General features: G+C 50.3%; 22 protein-coding genes. 10 read left to right on the top strand and 12 right to left on the bottom strand.

Annotation, left to right across the window (positions count from 1 at the left end; genetic code table 11):
• Positions 1-5: 5 nt before the first annotated feature.
• Complete coding sequence (locus AC5JMP_RS07635) at positions 6-695, bottom strand: response regulator transcription factor (RefSeq protein ID WP_495850849.1); 690 nt, start codon at positions 693-695, stop codon at positions 6-8.
• A gap of 340 nt (positions 696-1,035) precedes the next feature.
• Between AC5JMP_RS07635 and AC5JMP_RS07630 the strand changes: the two genes are divergently transcribed.
• Positions 1,036-1,629, top strand: a complete 594-nt coding sequence (locus AC5JMP_RS07630; protein WP_495850848.1) for a VOC family protein — start codon at positions 1,036-1,038, stop codon at positions 1,627-1,629.
• Between the two features lie 47 nt (positions 1,630-1,676).
• Here the strand turns inward: AC5JMP_RS07630 and AC5JMP_RS07625 are convergent, their stop codons facing one another.
• The 3 genes from AC5JMP_RS07625 to AC5JMP_RS07615 all read right to left on the bottom strand — a co-directional run bounded on the left by AC5JMP_RS07625 (position 1,677) and on the right by AC5JMP_RS07615 (position 2,920).
• The gene (locus tag AC5JMP_RS07625) at positions 1,677-1,970 is read right to left on the bottom strand and encodes a TMEM165/GDT1 family protein (protein WP_495850847.1); all 294 of its coding nucleotides are present in this window, start codon (positions 1,968-1,970) and stop codon (positions 1,677-1,679) included.
• A 28-nt stretch (positions 1,971-1,998) separates the two neighbouring features.
• The gene (locus AC5JMP_RS07620; protein ID WP_495850846.1) at positions 1,999-2,442 is read right to left on the bottom strand and encodes a TMEM165/GDT1 family protein; all 444 of its coding nucleotides are present in this window, start codon (positions 2,440-2,442) and stop codon (positions 1,999-2,001) included.
• 127 nt (positions 2,443-2,569) lie between these two features.
• Positions 2,570-2,920, bottom strand: a complete 351-nt coding sequence (locus AC5JMP_RS07615; RefSeq protein ID WP_495850845.1) for a YkgJ family cysteine cluster protein — start codon at positions 2,918-2,920, stop codon at positions 2,570-2,572.
• 138 nt (positions 2,921-3,058) lie between these two features.
• Between AC5JMP_RS07615 and psb30 the strand changes: the two genes are divergently transcribed.
• The 6 genes from psb30 to AC5JMP_RS07585 all read left to right on the top strand — a co-directional run bounded on the left by psb30 (position 3,059) and on the right by AC5JMP_RS07585 (position 10,825).
• Positions 3,059-3,262: a photosystem II reaction center protein Ycf12/Psb30 gene (psb30, locus tag AC5JMP_RS07610; RefSeq protein ID WP_495850844.1), complete on the top strand. Its 204-nt coding sequence runs from the start codon at positions 3,059-3,061 to the stop codon at positions 3,260-3,262.
• 248 nt (positions 3,263-3,510) lie between these two features.
• Positions 3,511-4,503 (top strand): ribose-phosphate pyrophosphokinase, encoded by a 993-nt coding sequence (locus AC5JMP_RS07605; protein ID WP_495850843.1) that lies wholly within the window; start codon positions 3,511-3,513, stop codon positions 4,501-4,503.
• Positions 4,504-4,548: 45 nt separating this feature from the next.
• Positions 4,549-6,456 (top strand): GTPase family protein, encoded by a 1,908-nt coding sequence (locus AC5JMP_RS07600; RefSeq protein WP_495850842.1) that lies wholly within the window; start codon positions 4,549-4,551, stop codon positions 6,454-6,456.
• Positions 6,457-6,590: 134 nt separating this feature from the next.
• Positions 6,591-7,844, top strand: coding sequence for a cation:proton antiporter (locus AC5JMP_RS07595; protein ID WP_495850841.1), 1,254 nt, complete (start codon positions 6,591-6,593; stop codon positions 7,842-7,844).
• 328 nt (positions 7,845-8,172) lie between these two features.
• On the top strand, positions 8,173-10,260 hold the full coding sequence (fusA, locus tag AC5JMP_RS07590; protein ID WP_495850840.1) for an elongation factor G: 2,088 nt from the start codon (positions 8,173-8,175) through the stop codon (positions 10,258-10,260).
• A gap of 190 nt (positions 10,261-10,450) precedes the next feature.
• Positions 10,451-10,825 carry a DUF6464 family protein gene (locus tag AC5JMP_RS07585; protein ID WP_495850839.1) on the top strand — a complete coding sequence of 125 codons (375 nt, stop codon included), beginning with the start codon at positions 10,451-10,453 and terminating at the stop codon, positions 10,823-10,825.
• Positions 10,826-10,876: 51 nt separating this feature from the next.
• On the opposite strand, the gene AC5JMP_RS07580 is transcribed toward AC5JMP_RS07585, so the two are convergent.
• The 4 genes from AC5JMP_RS07580 to AC5JMP_RS07565 are packed head-to-tail and all read right to left on the bottom strand — an operon-like array spanning position 10,877 to position 15,259.
• Complete coding sequence (locus tag AC5JMP_RS07580) at positions 10,877-11,821, bottom strand: tetratricopeptide repeat protein (protein WP_495850838.1); 945 nt, start codon at positions 11,819-11,821, stop codon at positions 10,877-10,879.
• A 59-nt stretch (positions 11,822-11,880) separates the two neighbouring features.
• Positions 11,881-12,564: an ABC transporter ATP-binding protein gene (locus tag AC5JMP_RS07575; RefSeq protein ID WP_495850837.1), complete on the bottom strand. Its 684-nt coding sequence runs from the start codon at positions 12,562-12,564 to the stop codon at positions 11,881-11,883.
• 9 nt (positions 12,565-12,573) lie between these two features.
• Complete coding sequence (locus AC5JMP_RS07570; protein ID WP_495850836.1) at positions 12,574-13,839, bottom strand: ABC transporter permease; 1,266 nt, start codon at positions 13,837-13,839, stop codon at positions 12,574-12,576.
• 34 nt (positions 13,840-13,873) lie between these two features.
• A complete protein-coding gene (locus AC5JMP_RS07565; RefSeq protein ID WP_495850835.1) occupies positions 13,874-15,259 on the bottom strand; it encodes an efflux RND transporter periplasmic adaptor subunit in 1,386 nt (461 codons plus the stop codon).
• A gap of 406 nt (positions 15,260-15,665) precedes the next feature.
• Here AC5JMP_RS07565 and AC5JMP_RS07560 point away from each other — a divergent pair, with 406 nt between their 5' ends.
• A complete protein-coding gene (locus tag AC5JMP_RS07560; RefSeq protein ID WP_495850834.1) occupies positions 15,666-17,000 on the top strand; it encodes a sensor histidine kinase in 1,335 nt (444 codons plus the stop codon).
• The gene (locus AC5JMP_RS07555; RefSeq protein WP_495850884.1) at positions 16,997-17,674 is read left to right on the top strand and encodes a response regulator transcription factor; all 678 of its coding nucleotides are present in this window, start codon (positions 16,997-16,999) and stop codon (positions 17,672-17,674) included. Before AC5JMP_RS07560 ends, AC5JMP_RS07555 begins: the two co-directional genes overlap by 4 nt.
• A gap of 91 nt (positions 17,675-17,765) precedes the next feature.
• Here AC5JMP_RS07555 and AC5JMP_RS07550 read toward each other — a convergent pair whose 3' ends face one another.
• Genes AC5JMP_RS07550 through AC5JMP_RS07540 form a run of 3 tightly spaced genes read right to left on the bottom strand, consistent with a single transcriptional unit; the run spans position 17,766 to position 20,921 of the window.
• Complete coding sequence (locus AC5JMP_RS07550; protein ID WP_495850833.1) at positions 17,766-18,491, bottom strand: DevA family ABC transporter ATP-binding protein; 726 nt, start codon at positions 18,489-18,491, stop codon at positions 17,766-17,768.
• Between the two features lie 46 nt (positions 18,492-18,537).
• A complete protein-coding gene (gene devC, locus AC5JMP_RS07545; RefSeq protein ID WP_495850883.1) occupies positions 18,538-19,710 on the bottom strand; it encodes an ABC transporter permease DevC in 1,173 nt (390 codons plus the stop codon).
• Between the two features lie 5 nt (positions 19,711-19,715).
• Positions 19,716-20,921, bottom strand: coding sequence for an ABC exporter membrane fusion protein (locus AC5JMP_RS07540; protein ID WP_495850832.1), 1,206 nt, complete (start codon positions 20,919-20,921; stop codon positions 19,716-19,718).
• Between the two features lie 218 nt (positions 20,922-21,139).
• Here AC5JMP_RS07540 and AC5JMP_RS07535 point away from each other — a divergent pair, with 218 nt between their 5' ends.
• Positions 21,140-21,763 carry a TetR/AcrR family transcriptional regulator gene (locus AC5JMP_RS07535; RefSeq protein ID WP_495850831.1) on the top strand — a complete coding sequence of 208 codons (624 nt, stop codon included), beginning with the start codon at positions 21,140-21,142 and terminating at the stop codon, positions 21,761-21,763.
• Positions 21,764-21,775: 12 nt separating this feature from the next.
• On the opposite strand, the gene glgX is transcribed toward AC5JMP_RS07535, so the two are convergent.
• Entirely contained in the window at positions 21,776-23,878 is a 2,103-nt protein-coding gene (glgX, locus tag AC5JMP_RS07530; protein ID WP_495850830.1) for a glycogen debranching protein GlgX, read from the bottom strand.
• Positions 23,879-24,275: the final 397 nt, after the last annotated feature.

The raw sequence follows: 24,275 nt of genomic DNA, 5'->3' as shown, positions 1-24,275 counted from the left end.
CTGAGCTACTTTGCCAAACCATGCTCTAGGGCATAGCGCACTAGCTCAGTACGGCTATTGGTGCCCGTCTTGCTAAACAGACGGCTGACGTATTTCTCGACATTACGGACGCTAGTTTCCAAGCGACGCGCGATTTCTTTATTCATTAACCCTTGGGCAACGAGTTCCAAAACGCTTTGCTCGCGTGGCGTAAAGTCAATCTTAATTAGGGAGGGGGATTGGGCGATCGTTCCGCGTTGAGTCAACATGGCGCGAATTTCGGCAATCTGTCTTGCCATATCGGCGATATCCGGCACTTCGCCATCCGCTGCTTTGGTGGTAATGCGGCGCTCCAAAAGATTAGAGACGATCGCCACCAGCTCGTCAGGATCAAATGGCTTCGAGAGATAGGCATCACAACCCGCGTTGTAACCCTGAATGCGATCGGTGGTCATGCCGCGTGCCGTCAGGAAAACCACGGGCAACGACTGAAAGCGAACATCTTCTCGCAACTGCTTGAGAAACTGAAAGCCGTCTACCTGGGGCATCATCACGTCTGAAATAACCAGATCGGGCGAGATTCGTTGCAGCAAATCCCAGCCCTCCTGAGCATTGCTAGCAGCATGTACGGTAAAGCCATCATCTTCTAGATAAGCTTGGACAGCTTGCCGCAAGCCCGGTTCGTCATCCACCAACAACAACTGCCCTGTCGCCATAATTTGCTCTCCGTCACTTTAGAAATTAGAAATACTAGAAATTAGAAACACTAGGAATTAGAAACACTAGGAATTAGAAACACTGGATTTTTTTATTGAGCTTTCCGAGGGAGCGCTCAGCCCCGTTCAAAAAAATAAACATAAAATGTGAAATCCAATTGAGAATAGTTACTTGAGGATTTCTTAAACCCCTTGTAGAGTTTAGACGAGTCTGGGAAGACCTTGATAGACTAGAGGAAAGACACTGGGATACTGACGGTAAGATACTAGACAATCCTCACAAACTTTCTAAATTCACTAAAACTGCTTTTATCCTACTCATATCGTTCATATACCGTTCATGGTTATTGCCGATCGCGTGATTTCCCTAACTTCTCCCCTCTTCGGTGCGTTTTTGCCATCCCTGCCGCTGGATAGCCTTATGTCTACCCAGGGCATTATGGTGCTGCTCTTGGTGGCCTACGCCGGGGCAATGTGGATGTTTCTAACCAGCGCTCCCAAGGTCTACACCGTGATGGTTTCTGATCTGGAGATGGCTCGACAGTTCTACGAAGGGCTGCTAGGTCTGCCTGTTGCTGACGTGCCACTGCACTATTACTACAATTATGAGCAGACGTTGGGCACAGCTAGCATTGACCCACTGTACGGCTCAACGGCAAGCTTGGGTCGTCCAGTCAATCAAAGTTACCAGACTTCAGAAGGGCTATGGTATCAGCTCAAGAAGAACACCCAGCTCCACATTATTTCAGGGGCAAGCCTGGGGCAAAAGAGCCGTCAACGCCATGTCTGTTTTGACCATGATTGCCTAGAGCAAGTGCTGATGCGCGTTCAGTCCTACGGCGTAAAATACAAGATCCGGCGTGACAAACCTCTCAATTTCTTGGTGAAAGATTTGGATGGTCGGGTGATTGAAATGGCGGAAGTCTCTAACTAGCTCCTGTGTAAGCTAGGAGCCTTTAAAGTTCGCTCAATGGGGCAGGGTTAGACCTGCTCCACTTTTTCATCTGTGTTGCCCAGCAGCAGCTTGACCGCCATACCTGCAAACCCGATCGCCGCCACAATCTTCACCCAGCGCTCAGGCAAAAACTGCGATAGGCTACCCCCCAGCATTACGCCTAGAAAACTTGCCAGTAAAAGCGCTGCACAGGTTCCCAGAAAGACGCCTCGCACAGACTTAGAGCTGCCGCAGAGGGCGATCGCTGCGATTTGGCTCTTATCTCCCAGCTCTGACAGAAAAACGGTGACGAAGCTTAGTCCCAACAAATGCCAGTCCATTCTTGCTCTCTCTAAATGCTTGTTTTTCCTAACCCTGCACCACGTCCCACACCAGTAGAATGGAAATCAGGAGCAGCATTATTCCAGCCGATCGCTCTAAAGCCTTGGCAGAAACCCGTTTAGCTAGCCAGCAGCCCACCCAAACGCCCAGTAAACTCGTTAGAACTAAAGCCGCTCCAGCCCCCGCAAAGACTGTCCAGGGCGACTGAGACTCAGCGCTCATAAGCAAGGTCGTCACCTGAGTTTTGTCGCCTAGCTCAGCCAAAAAAATGGTTAGAAACGTTGAGGTGAATACCTTAATCTCAACTTGCCAGCGCTGCCAAAAAGATTGACGAGAGTTTTCCTGTAACCCTTCAACCGTAATGCCCTTGGCACCCTCAGCGTCAGAACTGTCTGACACTGAATCTGACACTAGATTCGAGGGAGAAGCCGTGATGTCTGAAGCAGCAGGAATGAATTCCACAGTCAGCATATTAGAAATGACTAATTTTTCATATTTCTTTCATTTTATGCTTAACTGCGATCGGAATGGCAAGAGTGTCCTAATTTTTCTCACAATTCTTGATGGACTCATCTTGATAGACTCAGACCCTGAACAGCTAGATCCCCACTTCCCGATCGAAACGCAGCATTTCTAAACTGCGATCGCCATAAACGCCTTCAATTTGCTCCTGACAGCAATCAATGGCGAAGTCGTTCAAATCCTCTAGATCAATGCCGTATAGATCCTGAAAAACATCGGGTTCGACCCGACAAAAGCGAGGACGATCGGCATAGATCTTGCATTCTCGCGTCGTAGAGTCAAAGTGAATGCACCAGCCGCCTTCGCCTACCAGGCTAAGGTAGAGCTGAAGTTCTTGAGGGGTGAGGTACTGATCCAAGTCGGGGCGATCGCCTGGATCTAGATTGCAGCATGCCCCACACTGCTTCACACATTGCCAAGTTGCCATATCTGCTGTCTCTGATTCCTTTCTCTATACTCGACTACTTGCTTAGGCTTGTGCTTCAGGTAAGACGATTTTCTTGTAACAATTTATTACTAATTTTGGCAACTTCATGAGAAAGGTAGAGCCTTTAGCGCTTAAAATATGACTCAAGATTACTTAGCTTTGCTGATAAATTCGGGTTTTGGACTGATTCTGGGAGGCTCAATGGATTTTTTGACAGGTCTTTTTGATGGGCTAGGCGGCATCAATTTTGAAGCGATCGCCCAGCTGACTATGCTGGCACTCATCGTCATCGCAGGTCCAGCCGTAATTTTTGTGCTTGCACTTCGGGGTGGCGACCTCTAGAACGGCTGAAGATTAGCGGGTTTGTAGATTTGTAAATTATGGGGAGCAGTCGGATGATTAGCAATGCGATCGTCTGCTGCTTCTTTTTTATGGAAAAATTTAGGGCTGGATAGAGCTTTTAGCTTGGGTCAAATCTTGGTCAAATTGTCTCGAAGCGGCTCATTTTCTTGGTATCCGAGAAAACACTTAGAGATGTTTTCCATAGGTAGATGCTAAGATTTCGGTGACTGTAGCGTCGAGGAACCGTCGTGATCCGCTCTGCCACTTTGGCTCTCCAGCCTCCTGTTTCCCCTGTTGCTGACAATAGTCGCCTTCGGCTGTTTTCCGGCTCTGCTAATGCACCTCTAACCCAAGAAGTGGGTCGATATCTGGGCATGGACTTAGGTCCTATGGTTCGCAAGCGGTTTGCAGATGGCGAAATTTATATTCAGATTCAAGAATCGATTCGAGGCTGTGACGTTTACCTGATGCAGCCTACCTGCTGCCCCGTCAACGATCACTTGATGGAATTGCTGATTATGATTGATGCCTGTCGGCGGGCTTCAGCACGTCAGATTACTGCCGTGATGCCCTATTACGGATATGCCAGAGCCGATCGCAAAACGGCGGGTCGGGAGTCCATTACCGCTAAGCTCGTCGCCAACCTGATTACTCAGGCGGGGGCAAATCGTATTCTGGCGATGGATCTGCATTCGGCGCAGATTCAGGGCTATTTTGACATTCCTTTTGATCATGTTTACGGATCGCCTGTCGTGCTCGACTATCTTGAGAGCAAGCAGCTTGAGGACATTGTGGTTGTCTCTCCTGACGTGGGCGGCGTGGCGCGCGCTAGAGCCTTTGCCAAAAAGCTAAACGATGCGCCTTTGGCAATTATTGACAAACGTCGTCAGGCTCACAACGTCGCTGAAGTGATGAACGTGATCGGCGATGTGAGAGGCAAAACGGCAGTCTTAGTCGATGACATGATCGACACTGCCGGAACCATTTGTGAAGGGGCACAGCTCCTGCGGAAGGAAGGCGCTCGTCAGGTTTATGCCTGCGCCACCCACGCCGTCTTCTCGCCTCCCGCGATCGCGCGTCTCTCTAGCGGTTTATTTGAAGAGGTGATCGTCACCAACACCATTCCGATCGCCGAGGATAAGTGTTTCGATCAGCTCACGATTCTTTCAGTCGCCAATCTTTTAGGTGAAACGATCTGGCGGATTCACGAAGATAGCTCTGTCAGCAGTATGTTCCGCTAGGTTTCCTAGCTCCCCTTTCTCCAATTATTTCTGGAGGATAGAGCCATGGTGCGATTGAAAGTGTGGCAATGGGTCATCTTGGCAGCGCCGATCGTCAGCATCATCGGGTTTTTGATGATTGCCGCCGGGTTGCAGGTTCACGCTTGGGGGTTGAGCTGGATTTGGGCAGTGTTCACCCTAGTAATTGCAGGCTGGCAATGGCTGCTCGTCAAATGGACTCGCCCCATGATGATGCAGGTAGAGATGGCAGTTGCGGAAGCCAGCAAGGAGCTAGAGGTCGCCGGAGAACCGATCGCCCCTGGAAGCGATGCAGAGCGAGCTGAAACCGCCCTGCAAGCCATCCTCAAAACCACACAAACCGATCGTCCGCTGTGGGAAGACTGGTCAACTTTCTGGATGCGTTGTCAGGAATTGGTGGTGGCGATCGCTCAGATCTACCATCCTGAAGTGAAGTATCCGCTGCTAAATATCTACATTCCTCAGGCTTATGGACTGATTCGAGGCACGGTAGATGACCTCGACCAGTGGATGCAGAAGCTCTCGCCTGTCTTGGGTCAGGCAACGATCGCTCAAACGGTGCAAGCCTACGAGGTCTACCAAAAGCTAGAACCTTCTGCCCGTAGAGTCTTGCGGGTCTGGAGCTGGGCACAGTGGCTGCTCAATCCGGCGGCGGCAGTGGCAAGGCAAGCCAGCCAGCCCTACAGCAGTCGAGCCAGTCAACAGCTTTTGGCAAATCTTAGCCAAATGCTGCGGGAGGCGGCGTTGCGTAACTTGAGTCGGCAGGCGATCGCTCTCTACAGCGGCAGCACCTTACCCGACTCTTTTACGTCTACAGCCCAGGCTGTAGCACTCTCTCGCGCCTCTTTGCCTAAAACTCAAACCCTGCGCGAGATCCTCGCCCAAGCCGAACCTGTCGAACAAGTTGAGCAACAGCCTATCAATATTCTGCTGGTGGGACGCACCGGGGCTGGGAAAAGCAGCCTGATCAATACGCTGTTTCAGGCAGATCGAGCCGCCGTTGACATGTTGCCCAGCACCGATCGAATCCAAAGCTACCAGTGGCAATTTGAAAATGCCGTCCTGACGCTCTGGGACACACCAGGATACGAACAGGCAAACCGCGAAGATTTTCGAGATTTGGTGCTGGATTATGCCGCCACTGCTGACCTGCTGTTGCTGGTCACACCTGCCCTCGATCCAGCGCTGCAAATGGATGCCGATTTTCTCACCGATCTGAAGTCGGAAGCAGAGCTGCCGACGATCGCCATTGTCACCCAGGTCGATCGCCTACGCCCCATCCGCGAGTGGGAGCCTCCCTACGACTGGCAGTGGGGCGATCGCCCTAAGGAAAAAGCTATCCGAGAAGCAACTGAATATCGCGCTCAGATGTTAGGCGAGTTTTGCGATCGAGTTTTGCCGATAGTGCCAGGTAATTTCAGCGATGGGCGAGATGCCTGGGGTTCGGAGGCTTTATCCATTGCGCTTCTAGAAACGATCGCCCCTGCCAAGCAGCTCCGTCTGGCGCGATTTTTGCGCAACCTGGAAGCCCGTGCCCTTGCTGCCGCTCAGATCATCGATCGCTATACCTTTCAGATGACCACTACTCAGGGACTCACGGCACTGCTGAAAAGCCCTGTGCTTCAGTTTATTTCAACCATCTCGACCGGATCGCCTGCCCTCGCCTACCTGCTAGCCGAACAGATCCCCGTAGAGCAACTGCCGATCGTCATTGGTAAACTCCAAATGGCATACGATTTGTCAGTGCTGTTGAATACAGAAGGATACGCAATTAGCTTTGATTTGCAATCGCTCTGGTCACTTCTTTTGGATAACTCTAGTTCGCCCGATCGGAATGCTTTTGCCTTTGGTCACGCTCTTGTAGAATACTGGACTCAAAACCTGAAAATAGAACAGCTTAGAGATCGATTTGAATATTATCTTAAACAGATCTAAGCTGCTTATTTCGCTGCTGCAAGATCTGAATATCTTCCCAAAGGCGAATCCCTGTTGTAACTTTAGGATTAGCTCCAACGACAGAATATCTTGATAGCGTTAGGAAGCGATCTAGACTGGGGAAGCTTCTGACGGTGAACACATATATTTTAGACCTGCTGGTGATTGGCATCCTGCTGTTCACCGTAACGCTAGGCTCAGGCTGGATCACGCGATCGCCCTTCTCCTTTGCCTTCATCTACCTAATTGCCGGAATTGGTCTTAGCCCCTATGGATTTAACCTGATTCAGATCAGACCAGGTGCTGGATTTTTAGAGAAAGTTACCGAGATTGTGGTGCTCATTTCTCTGTTTAGTTGCGGACTTAAGATGAACCGCCCCCTAAATTTTCATGCTTGGGGTTCAACTGTGCGGTTGATTGGTCTACTGATGCCCATCTCTATCTTTGCGGTAGCGGCGCTAGGGCATTGGGTATTAAAACTTTCTTGGGGAGAAGCGACTTTATTGGGCGCAATTCTGGCTCCTACCGATCCAGTTCTAGCTTCAGAAAGTCAGCTTAATCATCCTGATGATCAAGACGGACTGCGATTTGGTCTTACTTCCGAAGGGGGACTGAATGATGCGTTGGCATTTCCGTTCATTTATTTTGGCTTGCACTGGCTAGAAGACGACAATTGGCAAGACTGGTTTGTGCAGTGGGTGGCGATCGATCTCATTTGGGCGATCGCCGCAGGTATCGGCATGGGCATTCTTATCGCTAGAGGTTCTGTCTGGGTTGATCGACATGTTCAAAAGCGCCTTCCTGTGAGTGAGGCAATGGAAGACTTCGTGGCGCTGAGCATTATCCTGATTACCTACGCCGCGACTGAGCTGGTGAATGGGTACGGATTTCTGGCAGTCTTTGTGGCAGGGATTGCGACTCAGCATTTCTACCGCAACCGTGAAAAGCGGTTAGCCCAGCTAGAATTCATTGAGCAATTTGAAAAATTAGCTGAGCTGGGCATGATTCTGCTGCTAGGCTCGATGCTCCGCGTTGAGCCGATGCTGCGCTTTGCAGCTCCTACGCTAATGGTGGGTGGACTGCTGTTACTTGTGATTCGTCCGATCGGCGCATGGATTAGCACGATTGGCGCAGGCTATGAACCTGACAAACGCTGGCTATTCGGCTGGTTTGGCATTCGTGGCGTAGGTTCGTTATACTATTTATTCTATGCAATGGGCGGAGGGCTTCAGGGCGATGTGGCAGAGATGATTGCCTGGATTACGCTAGGAACTGTTGTTCTTTCAATCCTCATTCATGGTACCAGCGCCACGCCTGTGATGAAATGGTACGAGCGGCGGATTGAAAGGAAGCGCGATCGCCTCAAGCAAGCGCTAACACAGGAATAGTCCTCTGAAGGTTACTGACTAGAGGTTACTGATTGGGGGATAACCGAACAGGCTTCCAGCGCTGTAACTTTCATGATTGGAGCGAATTTTACGCTCCTGCATTTTACTGATTTTCGTAATATTGCCCAAATCATTGCTGATTTCCCTTCTACATTTACATCCCAACACTTTACAATTGGCAATGTTGCCGTGAGAGTGGAGAAGGGTTCCATAAATATTTTTGGGGTTCTGAAATCCAGCCTGCATGGGTTGCAAAAGCAACGCTAACTGCCTTCAGATGGCGTTTGCAGGAGGTCACCAGCGGTCACATTTAATTTAGAGAGCAACTATGAAAGACCTGACTCGTTATCGAAACATCGGCATCTTCGCCCACGTGGATGCAGGTAAGACGACCACAACTGAAAGAATTCTAAAACTTACCGGAAAGATCCACAAGATTGGTGAGGTGCATGAAGGTGCGGCAACGACGGACTTCATGGAGCAAGAGCAAGAGCGGGGGATCACCATCCAATCGGCTGCGACTACCTGTTTCTGGAACGAGCATCAGCTCAACATTATTGACACTCCGGGTCACGTCGATTTCACCATTGAGGTTTACCGTTCTCTCAAGGTGTTGGATGGCGGCATTGGCGTGTTCTGTGGTTCAGGTGGCGTAGAGCCACAGTCTGAAACCAACTGGCGCTATGCTAACGACTCCAAGGTGGCGCGGATTATCTACGTCAACAAGCTCGATCGCACGGGTGCAGATTTCTATCGCGTCGTTAAGCAGGTTGATCAGGTGCTTGGGGCAAAGCCCATGGTGATGGTGCTGCCGATCGGCGTTGAGGAAAAGTTCACGGGCGCAGTCGATTTGCTGACGCGCAAAGCCTGGATTTGGGATGACTCAGGCGACCCGATGGGCTACGAGATCACCGACGTGCCTGCCGATATGGTTGATCAGGTTGAGAAGTATCGCGAACAGCTTGTCGAGCTTGCCGTTGAGCAGGACGACGTGCTGATGGAGCAATATCTGGAAGGAGAAGAACCTAGCATTGAAGACCTGAAGCGATGCATTCGCAAAGGTACGCGCGATCTGGCGTTTTTCCCCACCTATTGTGGCTCGTCCTTCAAGAACAAGTGCGTGCAGCTGGTGCTGGATGCTGTTGTGGATTACCTGCCTAACCCAATGGAAGTCACGCCTCAGCCTGAGGTAGACCTAGAGGGCAATGAAACGGGCGCGTTTGCCATCGTTGACCCAGAGAAGCCTCTACGGGCGCTGGCGTTCAAAATCATGGACGATCGCTTTGGGGCGTTGACCTTTACACGCCTCTACTCCGGCAAATTGTCCAAGGGCGATACTATCCTCAACACCTATACAGGTAAAACTGAGCGGATCAGCCGTCTGGTGGAAATGCACGCCAACTCTCGCGAAGAGATTGACTCGGCTCAGGCGGGCGATATCATTGCGATCGTCGGCATGAAGAACGTGCGCACTGGACACACCCTTTGTGACCCTAAGCACCCGGCAACTTTAGAACCCATGGTATTCCCTGATCCCGTCATTTCCATCTCGGTGAAGCCGAAGGTGAAGGGAGGCGAGGAGAAAATGGGCGCGGCGCTGAGCAAGATGGTGCAGGAAGATCCGTCTTTCCACATGGTGACGGATGAGGAAAGCGGCGAGACCATTCTCAAGGGCATGGGCGAACTTCACCTAGATATTAAGGTGGACATTCTCAAGCGGACTCACGGAGTCGAAGTCGAAGTGGGCGAACCTCAAGTCGCCTATCGCGAGTCGATTACGAAGCGGCTGGAAGATGGCTACGTTCACAAGAAGCAGTCGGGCGGATCGGGTCAATATGCCAAGATCAACTACATCATTGAGCCAGGTGAAGTTGGTAGCGGTTTCGTGTTTGAGTCCAAGGTGACGGGGGGCAGCGTGCCCAGAGAATACTGGCCAGCCGTTCAAAAAGGCTTTGAGAGCTGTATTGATAAAGGTGTGCTGGCGGGTTTCCCCTGCATGGACTTGAAGTTTACCTTGACAGAAGGAGGCTTCCACCCTGTGGATTCATCGGCGATCGCCTTTGAAATCGCCGCTAAAGCTGCCTATCGTCAGTCGCTTCCCAAAGCAGGGCCTCAGTTGCTTGAGCCGATCATGGCGGTCGATGTCTTTACCCCAGATAGCTATATGGGCGATGTCATCGGCGACTTGAATCGTCGTCGCGGCATGATGAAATCTCAGGAGACTGGGCAGACAGGCGCGCGCATCAAGGCTGATGTGCCGTTGAGTGAAATGTTTGGCTACATTGGCGACCTGCGCACCATGACTTCTGGACGCGGACAGTTCTCAATGTCGTTCTCGCACTACTCACCTTGCCCTAGCAACATTGCGACAGAGGTGATTGAGGAAGCGAAAGCGCGTCAGGCTGCCGCTTCGTAGCTGTGGCTGAGATCACATAGAACCCTAAAGCTTCCTGATTGGCTGACAGCCAATCAGGAAGCTTTGCATTTATGGGCTTCATAGCAACCACCAAGGCGGATAAGACGGGGACATTTAGGGTGAGGGCACGAAGCGCCCCACCCTAAATGTCCTAAGCAAACTAGCGACGGCTACATAATCAAAATCTAAAATGCCACACGCTATGGAGTTGAATTCTCTACCCACTGAAGTGATTCTGGGCGATCGGTCAACTTTGGGACATCTTCATCTGAATTGGAATCCTCAGCCTGGGGCCTACCTGGAAGTTGAAGGACAGACCTACCTGGTTTTAGAACGGAGGCATCGCTACAGACTAAGTGCTGGACATTATCATCTGCATCAGATTGTGCTTCAGGTTCAGAAATTTGATGCTCCTACAGAGAGCAGCTTGCTGAACGGGCGCTGGGTCGTGGGCGATATTTCCTGCTTATACAATGCCCGATCTGAACTGTTGCGCTGTACTGTTAATCCTAGCGGCCCCTGCGATCGATGCCCTGACTATCAGCCTTTGCTGAACGAAGCCTGACTCATGGCTCTATGTAAGAGGCGAACCAAAGCAGAAAAATTTGAATCTAAATTAAGCCCACAGGCTCTCTCTAAAGCGCTGCCAGAGATGGTTGTCAGGTGAAATTTGCATAGCCTTCTCTAGGTCAAGGACAGCAGCCTCGATTTGTTCAAGCTGTACCAGGGTTGCGGCTCGATTGGCGTAGGCATCTGCCAGATTGGGGTTACACTCGATCGCATGAGAGAAATCTAGTAGCGCTCCCGAAAAATCTGTGGATCGATAATACGCAACGCCGCGATTTGTCCATAGCGTTGCATGTTTGGGGGCAAAATTAATCGCTTGGCTTAAGTCTGCGATCGCCTTAGCAAACTGCTGCGTTTCCAAAAATAGGAAACTTCGATCCCAGTAAAAGAACATATTTTGAGGATTTCTGGCGATTGCTCGTTCATAAAAAAGCAGCGCCAATGCCAGCGCGTCGCTTTGAGTTTCACGCACTTTAGAAGCATTGAGCTGCATATCTAGGGCATGGCTAAAATCACAAACTGCGACATGTAGCTTTAGCAAATTTTTGTACAATTTACCGCGAGGGATAAAGGTAGGAACATAGAGAAGCTGTAGAGGGGCTGCGGTTGAAGCCATCGAATGTGGCTGCCATTGAGGCTGTGGACTTTCGGGCTGTGATTCCGGCTGTGAATCCAGCGTCAACAAGATCATTGACTGATTAAAGTAAGACCAAAAGCCAGAGGGATTGAGCCGAATAGCTTTGCCAAAATCAGCGATCGATCGCTCCATTTCACCTAGCTTGTTGTACAACATACCTCGGTTGAAATATAGGGCAAAGTGAGCGGGAGATAGCTCTAGCGCTCGGCTCAGATCGTCTAGCGCGTGAGGATAGTTGCCTCTAATGGAGTGGGCAATCGATCGATTGGCGTAGGCGCAAACCGAGTTGGAGTCATGCAGCAACGCCTGCGTAAATGCGGTAATAGCAGAATCCAAAGATTTCTGCTGTAGATTCATAATTCCTTTCTGAATTAAGGAATCGGCCATTATGGGTTGATTCATCATGCCGTACTCCTTTAAGAAACTAAATTATGACTTCGGTTGAGCACTAAGCCATCCTGCACATAAATAATTCTTTGTGCCTGATGAGCAATATCGGGTTCATGGGTGACGATCGCAATTGTGATTCCCTGCTGGCTTAACTCTGCCAGCAGACCCATTACTTCCTGGGAGGTTTTTTGATCGAGCGCCCCTGTAGGTTCATCTGCCAGGATGAGCGCTGGGTCGTTGACTAACGCACGGGCAATTGCCACTCGCTGCTGCTGACCGCCTGAGAGCTGGCTGGGACGGTTTAACAGGCGATCGCCCAATCCCACCTTGAATAGCACTTCGGTCGCGCGATCGCGGCGTTGGGCAAGGGGCAAACCTCCATAGACCATGGGCAGCATGACGTTTTCTAGTGCAGTAGAGCGGGTTAACAGATTGAATTGTTGAAAGACAAAGCCAATCTGCTGATTGCGGATATACGCTAGCTGATCGTCGTCTAGGGTCGTCAGGTCAACACCGTTGAGCGTGTAGTTGCCGCTTGTGGCGCGATCGAGACAGCCGATGATATTCATCAGCGTAGACTTCCCCGAACCCGACATGCCCATGATGGCAACATATTCACCTGGGGCGATCGATAGATCAATGCCTTTAAGTACAGGAACATCCAGTTCTCCCAGGCGGTAATTTTTAGTAATTCTCTGCATCTGAATCATGGGTCTAACCTATTCACTTCTTAGCGCTACAATTGGGTCAAGCTTTGCTGCACTTTGTGCCGGAATCACACCTGCCAGTACGCCAATGCCCACCGAGAGCGCCAGCCCAGCCACGATTGAATCCGCTGAAATCACTAGGGGAATACTCAGTGCCAGGGAAGCTCCGACGGAAACTCCGATGCCAAATACCACACCAATCCCCCCCCCGATCGCTGAAACCACCACTGCCTCTACCAAAAACTGGCTCAGAATAGCGCTGCGGGTGGCTCCTAACGCCTTACGAATCCCGATCTCGCGGGTGCGTTCCACCACCGAAACCAGCATAATATTGGCAATGCCAATGCCGCCCACGACCAGAGAAATACCGGCGATCGCTGTCACCATTACTGTAAACAGGCTAATGATGGTTCCCAAAGTGCTAATTAAATTGACCTGATTGATGATATTAAAATCATCGGCTTGAGGGGGATAAATGTCATGCCGCAATCGCAGTAAATTGCTTACCTGAAATTGTGCAGCATCAAGCTGATCGGTTGCCTGAGTAGACAGAACAAACCCCGTAATGGCGATACCAGATAGAGCATTATTTCCTACCAGTTCTGCCGACATCGTGCTTAAAGGAATGTAAACCGAGTCATCTTGATCCTGAATACCGCCAGCCCCCTTTGACTCCATCACGCCCACAACCCGGTATCGCTTGCCCTGAATTCGAATATCCAGACCGATCGCATTCTCTTGGCTAAAAAGCTGGTCGCGTACTTTCGATCCCAAAACTGCAACAGACAGGGCAGCATCGAGTTCATCTTGAGTGAAGAACTGTCCCTGCTGAGGATAAATATTTTTGACTTTAGAATAATTGAGATCCGTTCCAATAATGGTGGTTGTTGTATTTTTTGAGTCATACACGACCTGCGTATTTACCTTTTGCAGATAGGCAGACACCGCATCCGCCATCGTTACCTGCTCCGCGACAACTTTGGCATCTTCCCAAGTTAAGGTTGATGCTGAACCTGTTCCCTGACTGATGCCTCCTCGGCTGCTTGCTCCAGCCATAACGGTGAGAACATTTGATCCCAATGACTCAATTTGCTGCTCAACAGATTTCTGCGCGCCGCGTCCTACCGAAGTCACTGTGATGACTGCACCAATGCCAATAATCATTCCCAGCATCGTTAGTCCAGTGCGTAAGCGATTGCTCCGTAATGAATCGATCGCCATGCCAAAAACTTCAATCATTGAAGGGGAATAGGCATGATTAGAGGAAGGGATTGACATGAGATTTTCCTGTAGATTTCACCCGTAAATTTCACTAGAAGCGCGGCGGCATAAGTCCGCCTGATGTCGATTTAGCGCTAGGCGGTGGGCTAACCAACACGTTCTCTCCTGCCTCCAAACCAGAACGAGCTTCGGTCTGTGTTTCCACAGTTGCCCCTGTCTCAATCGGCTTAAAAATTACCTGACGATCGCTCGTTTCAACATAAACACCTGTGCTGCTATCTTGGCGAACGATCGCCACGGTCGGAACAAGCAGCACGTTATTTAGCTGACCCACGGCAAAGGAGACATCGACATTCATCCCCGATCGCAGTAAGTTTTGCGGATCAGATAGAGAAACCTTGACTTCAAAACTGGTGACGTTTTGCTCGACAGTAGACTGGGGAGAAATTTCTGTAATGCTTCCGGCAAAAGTTTTGTCTGGATAGGCATCTGCCCGAATTACCGCCCGTTGCCCGATTCGCATTCGGGCAATATTGGTTTCTGCCACATTTGCCACCACTTGGTTCTTAGAAGCCAACGACAGAATGGAAGATGAGGTCGCAGAAAATTCTGAGCTTGCCGCCGTTGTCGGCGCAACAAAAGCTCCCGGATCAGCATATTTCCGAATCACCGTGCCGCTAAAAGGCGCACGAATCACCGTTTCATCGACCTGGATCTGGATATTTTGCAGCGAACCTTTCGCAGAAACTACGTCTGCCTCAGCTGCCGCAATGTCTTCTGAGCGAGATCCAGCCTGCTGCAATGCCAAAGACTGCTGGGCTTGCTTCACTTGAGCTTGGGCACTGTCTCGATTGGCACGAGAGCTTTCTAAATCTCGGAGGGCGATCGCACGAGCATCATACAGGTCTTGATCCTGCTGCATGGTTAATTCCGCTTGCCTCAGCTTAGCCTCTGCCTCGTCGAGTTGGGCTTGGGCGCTGGCAATATCCTCTGGACGATTTCCCGCCCTTATTTTCTGTCGGTTGGCTTCCGAGGAGGCAAGCTGTCCCTGCGCCTGGGCGAGCTGACCTTGGAGGCTAGAGTCATCCATATAAGCAAGAATCTGCCCCTCTTGGACGGTATCGCCCACGTTCACCAGCAGGGTTTTAAGGGTACCAGAAGACTTGGGGCTGACATTAATCGATCGCTCCGGATCAACGCTGCCATTGGCAGTAATCGTGAGGGGAACGCTTTGCCGTTTTACAGGCACCGTTTTCACCTCCTGCTGACTTGCCAACTGAGGCGCTAGCACCCACTGCCGATAGACCATGGCTCCCCCTGTCAGTAGAGCTAGGAGAATGAGCGATCGAGTGAGCCAAGGTGTCACCCTAAAGGATTTTCTAAAACCTTGAGCTAATGTTTTGTTCTCTAATTTCTCGCTCTCTAGCTTGTTGCTTTCTAAGGGTGTGATACCTGAATGCGGTTTGTCGAAGGTCATAATGACTCTGCTGAAGTTGAAATAAACCTACTGGTGCAGGTCAGGTCATTCATAGCCCCCATGAATTCCGTCGCTGCACGAGTAGGCTAAGTATCTCTTGGTTGTGATGTCACATCTCTGCAACACTCACATCCTAGGAGTCCATACCGTTAAACCACATGAACCAAATCTCCTAAATCTAGTAGGACTAAAGTCCTAGATCACAACGGGACTTTAGTCCTAAGTCTTCAGTGAAAAGATAGGCATTTCAACCCTAGAACGCACTGGTCTGTCTGGCATACACTGTGAATAGGCAAAAGCTTAATAGGCAAAAGAATTAGGCAAGTCGTGTTTCCTCATCTCATCTGCTAATGGATTGTTGATGGCTTAAAGGCTGTGTGAATCTTTCAAGCCATCAACAACCAACGTGTTATTCGTACTCTCGCTACAGTATTTCCCGATCGCCTCTCTTCCCTATGACATCCTGCCGATCACTTTCATGCTGCCTAAAGTCTTAAAACCGCTCGTTTCACAGCCTCTCAATCATCCATTTCGCCTGTTGCTTTATTTGGAGTGGCTGTTGCTGGGATTTGCGAGCTTATCCCAAATTTTACCTGTTCCGTTTGATGTAGCTTTACGGTTACCGGGGCTACCTTTGCTGTGGATTTTTATCTTTGGGCTAATGGGTCTGAGGTTACCAACTGAGCGATCGCGTCATCAGGCTCTGTATATTGGAGCAGAGTTTGGCTTAATTTGGCTAACGATTGTGACAGGGGGAGCCTTTGTCACTCTACCCATACTGATAGCGATCATCATGATCCGAAGCTGTCAAATGTTTCAGCGGTCAGGGCGGTTAGGCGTTGCGATCTTAACTTTCGTAGGGCTTCTGTTGGTCACTGCCCAACAGAGTCAGATGCAAGATCCAATGTTGGAAGCCTTCAAGAATATGCAGACTAAAGCGTTGCCCAGCGACGCTGAGATTTTACCGCTTAAGTTCACTGTAGCTTTCTCCTTTGGGCTGTTGATATTTGCCCTGTTGCTACTGGTCAATAGCCTATTGGCAGAGCATGATAGCCGCACACAATTGACGATCGTCAATGATAAACTGCGTCAGTACGCCCAAAGCGCTCAAGACCAGGCGACCTTGCAAGAGCGCAACCGCATTGCCCGCGAAATTCATGACACGCTGGGACATGCGCTGACCGCCCAGAGCATCCAGCTTGAAAATGCGCTCATGTTTTGCCCAACCGATGCCGAAAAAACTCAGGCTTTTCTGATCGAAGCCAAACAGCTCTGTTCTCAGGCCCTACATGATGTGCGGCAGTCGGTGGCAACATTGCGATCGAATCCGTTGCTCGGTCGTCCATTGCAGGAGGCAATTGCCCTTGCCATTCAAGAATTTCATCAAACGACAGGTATTACTCCTACCCATACTCTTCATCTCTCCAGCCCTTTGTCCGCCGACATCAGCACGACGCTCTACCGCATCATTCAGGAGGCGCTGATGAATATCTACAAGCACAGCAGCGCAACGCAAGTCGCTATTCATCTGCAAGAGAGTGAGAAGGAAATTACGCTATGGATTGAGGATAACGGCTGCGGGTTTCATCCTGACCAAAACACAACTGGATTTGGCATCCAGGTTATGCACGAGCGAATTTTGGCAATGAATGGCGAGTTTCATCTGGTCAGCCAGCCCGGTGCCGGATGTTTGATTACCGCGCAGGTTCCTCTCGATCGCCGATCGCGGAGGACGCTATGATTCGGGTGCTGTTGGTAGACGATCAGCAAATCATTCGGCAAGGACTGCGAAGCTTGCTAGATGCCAAGCCCGATCTTCAGGTCGTGGGCGAAGCCGAAAATGGGCAGGCGGCAATTTCTCTGCTAGAACGTTGGGCGATCGATCCTGGTTCAACGCCCCCGCCTGATTTAGTGCTGATGGATATCCGGATGCCCGTCATGGATGGAGTCACCGCCACTCGGCTAATCGGTGAACAGTTTCCTGAGATTAAAGTTTTGGTGCTCACCACATTTGATGATGATGAATATGTGCTGCAAGCTATGCGATTTGGAGCAAAGGGCTATCTACTCAAAGACACCCATTCTGAAGAGCTGGCTCAGGCGATTCGATCGATCCACAAAGGCTGCACCCACATGGGTCCTGGCTTGTTTGAAAAAGTGATCGCCATGTCTGCGCCTGCTTCTCAGCCGATCGCCCAACCCCCCGAAATTATGGCGCTAACCCTGCGAGAACGGGAGGTGCTACGGCAAATTGTCTCAGGAGCCAGCAACCGAGAAATTGCCGAAGCGCTATACATCTCTGAGCGCACCGTCAAAAATCACGTGACCAGCATTCTCAGCCGATTAAACCTGCGCGATCGCACCCAGGCCGCCCTTTTTGCCAGCGCTTTTTTGCCCCACAAAAACCCCCATTAACTTAGCAATAGTTGAGAGTCCGTTGTTGGAAGATTTTATGTTGTGAGGCGAGCGAAGCTCGCCTCACAACATAAAATCTTCAATTGCCGAGTTAATAACTCACTGCTGTCGCCGAAGTATTTTGTGGGGCATTTTGTGGAGTATTTTGCTTGAGTATTCCATCTTCCATGTACACAATACGATCGGCAATATCCAAAATCCGGTTGTCGTGAGTCACCATGAGAATAGTGCAGTTCTGCTCCTTCGCCAGTTTCTGCATCAAAGTCACTACTTCTCGACCTGATTTGCTATCAAGAGCAGCAGTTGGTTCATCGGCTAAAACCATTTGAGGATGGCTCACAAGGGCACGCGCGATTGCCACACGCTGTTTTTGTCCGCCAGATAAATTATCGGGATAATAATTTAGGCGATCGCTCAGCCCTACCTGTTCTAGCATCTCGGCTGAACGAGTCTGCATCTCTGCGGTCGAAAGATCGAGGTGAAGTTCTAAGCCCATCTTGACATTCTGAAGAGCAGTCAGGCTGCTATGCAAATTGTGTGCCTGAAAAATGTAGCCATGGTGTCGTCTTGCCTCGGTGAGCTGTTTAGCCGTTGCGCCGCAGAGTTCTTGACCCAACACCTGTAGGCTGCCAGACTGCGCCGATCGCAAGCCCCCCACTAGCGTCAGCAAAGTGGTTTTGCCTGAACCTGATGGCCCCGTCATAATGACGATTTCACCGCTATTGATTTCGAGGTTGATATCAAACAGAACCTGTCTCTGCAATTGACCTTGACCAAAATAGTGATCGAGATGTTGAACGGAAATAGCGATCGCCATGATGTTTTCTCCTGAACTCTTCTAGAAGCCTCCTGCAACAATTCCTCTAAAACATGTCAGCCGGATCAGCCGATTGCAGCTTGCGGGTGGCGATCGCGCCAGATACCATACACATGACGATCGTGAGTATTAGAACCAGCACCGCTCTGGCGAATGTCATATAGATGGGTAACGCAGTGGCTTTGGCGGCTAGGGCATAAAGACCGATCGGCAGCACAACGCCAGGAATAAATCCTAGAACTGCCAGAATAATCGCTTCCTCAAATACGATGCTCAGCAGATAGGCATTGTGATAGCCCATTGCTTTGAAGGTCGCGTATTCTTTGAGATGGGAGTTCACGTCGGTTGACAGCACTTGATAGGCAACCACGACTCCAACCACAAATGCCATTGCAGTCCCTAGACCGAAAATGAATCCAACGGGGCTGGCTGTTTTCCAGTAGTTTTCCTCGAACTGCACAAATTCCTGAGCCGTTAACACGCGAACATCTTCTGGCAGATGAGACTTCAGAGCCAAGGCGACCTGCTGTGGATCGGAGCCAGGTTTTAGTCGAATCAGTCCGAGGCTGACGCTAGCCGCATCTCGGCGGGGAAACAGGCGTAGAAAAGTCTGATCGCTCGCCATCAGGCTAGCATCTGCTCCAAAGGATGCGCCTAAGGTAAACAAACCCCCGATCGTCAGAGTCCGGCGCTCAACTTCAGTCGTAACTGTCTTTCCCTGGTCAATTTGGGCAATCGCTTCTGCATACTCGCCTCTGGCACCGCGATCGAAGAGCACAACGTCAGGGAGCTTGATTTTGTCAAGCTGTTGGTTGACTTCTGGCAAGTCGAAGGCAGGGCGATCGGGGTCAAAGCCCAGCACCTGTACGGTGGCATTGAGACGAGTTTGAGGGTTTTTCCAGGTCAGGCTGTTGATATACAGTGCCCCTGCGGACTGTACGCCTGGAACATCCATGGACTGGAGCAGCCGCCGCCGCGAAAAAGTGGATAGATTTTGCAGGTTAAGAGCCTTGGGGCTGAGCAAAACAATGTCTGCTAACATGGCGCGATCGACGCGAGTATTACTGTCATACAGAGCGTTTTGAAAGCCAAGCTGCATAAACATCAGCACATCGGCAAACGCAATTCCGGCTAGTGCCACCAGAAGGCGACCTTTTTCGTGCCTGAGCTGTAGCCATCCCAACGGAGTGCGGCGCTGAAGCTGTTGAATCAATTTCATTTTCATCATGGCTCAATCACTACCTGGATTTGCAGATTGGTGAACTTGGCGGCTTTTTGGCTGGAGGCGTTGTCTAGCGTTGCGTGAACTTCAATCACTCTGGCATCAATGTTGCTGCTGGGGTCGGTATTGACGATCGTCTGTCGGCGCACCTGCGAACCGACTCGCTCAACAGTTCCTGTTAATTCCCCCGGAATGGCATCGCTTGTGATCCGGACGCGTTGCCCAGGACGCACTTTTCCGATATCGCTTTGATACACTTCGGCAATCACCTGCATCTGCTGAGTCTGCCCAATTTCTACAATGCCGTCTGTCGAGACAACTTCGCCCGATCGCGTGTGGATATACAGCACTTCGCCATCTATGGGCGATCGCACAAAGGTTTGATCGAGGCTTGCCTTTGCCTGATTACGAGCGGCGATCGTCCGATTCACCTCAGCTTGAGCCGAACGAATATCTACAGGGCGCACCTCGGCAATTTGAGACAGCGTGCCTTCTGCTTTACTCAGCTCTTGTGGACTCGTAGAACGAATGCGATCGAGGGTGGCTTCAGCCTCTTGTAAAGACTTTTGGGCGGTATCCAGCGTCAATCGCTTGCTGTCGCGTTGAGAAGCCGCAGTCGCCCCCTCCTGATACAGCGATTGGTAGCGCTCATATTCAGTCTGAGCATTTTGCACCTCGGACTGCAACCGAGCCACGGTTGCTGCCTGAGCCTCAATGCTGCCCTGATTTTCTGCTCTCAGTCGAGCAATTTCGGCACGCTGGGCTGCAATCTCGCCCTGTTTGGCTCCGGCTTGGGTCACGTCAAGTTTCGCCTGAGCCACGTTCACTTGCTCTTGAGCTTCTGCTAGGGCAGCCTCCAGCCGATCGTTTGAGTCTAAAATCGCGATCACCTGACCTGCTTTGACGCGATCGCCTTCCTTCACCAGCAGACGATCAACCCGATTTTCTTGACTTGATGTTGGCGCTGAAAGTTTAATCACTTCGCCGCGAGGTGCCAGTCGCCCCAGCGCTGTCACGGTTTTAATTGCCGACTCGTTTACCGCCATGGCTTCAGGGGGAGCGGATGAAATGGAATAGCGCCATGCCACGCCGCCAACGCATAGCGCGATCGCTGCAACGATGATCCAGAAGGAGTTTTGAGTTTTTGAGAGTTGAACCTTTGAAAGTGAATTTCCCTGAATAGTGGCATTTTGTACAGTATTTTTCATGGCATTTTGCACAGCGCCTCCTTGCTGAAGTGTTAAACTACTCGGTTTAGTCTAAAAGCATAACACTAAACTAGACCGAGTAGTATAGTATTGTCAAGGTATAGCTATCGCCAGTTTGCTAAAAATGTCCCCGCCTCAATCGCCAAGGCAGTTGCTATAAAATTTATTGTTCAGCTTTAAGATTCAGCTTTAAGAAAATGGACTCAAAATACGACACCATGAAACAGTCAAAACCTAAGCGCACGGACAGACAGCTCTCGTCAGAGAAAACTGAAGCCATTCTAGAAGGGGGAATGCAGGAGTTTTTGACCTATGGCTATGCGGCAACCAGCATGGATCGGGTCGCGATCGCTGCAAAAGTCTCGAAAGCCACGGTGTACAGCCACTTCCAGGACAAAGAAAGTCTGTTTGTGGGGCTGATTCAGCGTCTAGTTGAGCAAAAATTTCAATCTATTTTTGGTGCTAGTGAGGCTCAAGTTTTGCAAGCTGCGCCTCAAATTGTGCTCAGAGAGTTTGCCAACCGAGCCTTGGATATTGGCGTAAATGAGCCACAATTCCTGAACTTCATGCGGCTAATTTTGGGGGAATCGGCAAGATTTCCACAGTTGGCTCGCGCGTTTGTGAGCAATATTGAGCAGACTGCGTTTAGGAAGCTATGCCAATACTTCACAAACTGTCCTCATTTAAAGTTGTCTGACCCCGAAGCAACGGCACGTATTTTTGTGGGAGCGATCGTACATTTTTTGATCGTTCAAGAGATGCTGCACGGCAAGGATATTGTGCCGATGGAACGCGATCGCCTGATCACTAACCTGATCGAGTTAATCACAGGACAACCCTAAATTTCCTTCACCCTAAATTTCTCTCACAGTTAGCACAACCGCCGATCGGGCCTCTGTTCGATACTTATTCGATCTGATGACAGGGGATTCTGTTAGAGTAATGTCCTCTGGACTTGCCAACGCGGTGTCAATTACCCGAAACCAAGCCTCTCCGCGATCGAGGGGAGGCAGCTCAAACGTCAGCGATTCCCAGTAGGCATTCAAAATCACATGGAGATGTTCTCCTGCTTCAGGATGGCGCAGGGTAAATGCCAAACTGTGAGAACCTTCGCCCCAATCTGGTTCTCCTAACTCGATCCCGTGCCAAACAATATGAGGCTTTGAGCTAGCAAATGTGACAGCTAAAATTTCCTCACAGCGAAAGATTTTCAGCGACTGGACGAAGTGAATCAACAGTCGAGTAAACCGATGGAAATCAGACTGTTTTTTGAGGTCATCCCAGTTGAACCAGCTTAGCTCACTGTCCTGACAGTAAGCGTTGTTGTTGCCCTGTTGCGATCGCCTCACCTCATCCCCCATCAGCAGCATGGGTGTACCCTGCGACATCATCAGAATTGTTAGCAGATTTTTCATCTGACGGTTTCGCAGTCGCTCTATTTCTGGATTTTGCGTTTCTCCTTCCTGTCCACAGTTCCAGCTATGGTTGTCGTTACTGCCATCCCGACTTTCTTCTTTATTGGCTTCGTTGTGCTTTTGATTATAGGACACCAAATCATTCAGCGTGAAACCATCGTGACAGGTGATAAAGTTAATGCTGCGATTGGGTTCGCGATCGAGTGCTGGGTAGATATCTGGACTGCCCATAATCCGTGCCGCCAGCTTGCTCACCATTCCTTCATCCCCTCTGACGAATCGCCGCACATCATCCCGAAAGGGACCATTCCACTCGGCAAAGCGATCGCCTGCAAACGAGCCGACCTGGTACAGCCCCGCCGCATCCCAGGCTTCGGCAATCACCTTGGCATTCACCAAGATGGGATTAGAATCGATCGCCCACAGCAAAGGCGGATCTTCTAGAATATGTCCCGATCGACTCCGAGAGAGAACCGATGCCAGATCGAACCGAAACCCGTCTACATGCATTTCGGCAACCCAATATTGTAAGCAGTCGATGATGAGACGGGCTACGACTTCGTGATTGGTTTTGACGGTATTTCCGCAACCGCTATAGTTGGCATAGAGCGCCAAATTATTTTCGTCAAGAATGTAATAGGACGTATTCGCTAACCCTCGAAAAGACAGCGTTGCACCCTCATGATTTGCCTCTGCTGTATGGTTAAATACCACATCTAGGATGACTTCGATTCCGGCTTTGTGCAATGCCTTAACCATATCTCGGAACTCATCTACTGCCGCCAGCGGATCGCGGCAGGAGCTATACTGCATATGGGGAGCGAAAAAGGCGATCGTGCTGTATCCCCAGTAGTTTGTCAATCCAGGGCGCACGTCTTGTTCATCAAATTGGTGGATGGGCAGCAGCTCCACTGCGGTAACCCCTAACTCTTGAAGGTAAGGAATTTTTTCAATAAGTCCGGCATAGGTGCCACACTTGCTAGGCGTTACTCCAGAACTAGGATGCTTGGTAAACCCCCCCACATGCAGCTCATAAATCACGGTCTGGGAGTAGGGAGTGCGCAGAGGTTTATCTCCTTCCCAGTTATAGTGATGCTCTTCTAGCGGCTGATCTCCTTCCCAGTTGTAGAGGCTAGAATCTACGACAACGCCTCTGAGCGCAGAGGCACAGTTGTCTCCGGGAAGAATTGCTGCCTCTCGGCTGTAGTGTTCCCAGCCCACGATCGCCCTAGCATAGGGATCAAGCAGCACTTTTTGCGGATCAAAGCGCAAGCCCTGTTCGGGCGCATAGGCTCCGTATGCCCGATAGGCGTAAATTTGTCCCGATCGCACTCCTGTAATAAACACATGCCAGTAGTGAAATGTTCGGTTTACTTTAGGATCGAGCCGTATCACTCGTGCGGGCTGTGGATCATTCGGTTCGTCAAACAATAGCAGTTCTAGATAGGCTGAATGCTTTGCGTAAATGCAAAAATTTGTTCCACCCAAGCGCACTGTTGCACCTAATGGAAAGCTGAGACCGGGTAAAACATCTTCAGTCATGCTGACTGCTCCTACAATGTCCAGGAATTTTTGAAGGGGTCGCGCTGAATTTCATCCAGTGTCACACACAGGTGAGCAGCCTCAGCGTCCGATCAATGGACAATACTGCCCTATTGTAAAGGATGGGGTGTCTCTATTTGATTGCAGAAATTGGTATTGACTTACATTAATAGTTGAAGGACTGAAAGGCGATCGCCTCCTGCAACCTCTCACCTCAGAGCCGATCGCGAAGAATCCTTGCCCTGACTCTGCATCACCTGAGAGAAGCGCGATCGCCTTTTAATCACTGCTAATCCTCAGATTCTCTGAAGGTGCAAGATAGTTAACCTAAGCGAAGGGATCGCTCCCTCCGCTCGGTCGGGTAAGGTTCGAGCGTCACCGCTCTCCCCTCCCCTAA

This window comes from Drouetiella sp. (assembly GCF_059504425.1).
Note: the sequence above shows the minus strand (reverse complement) of the source record. Positions and strands in the feature narration are given on the sequence as shown.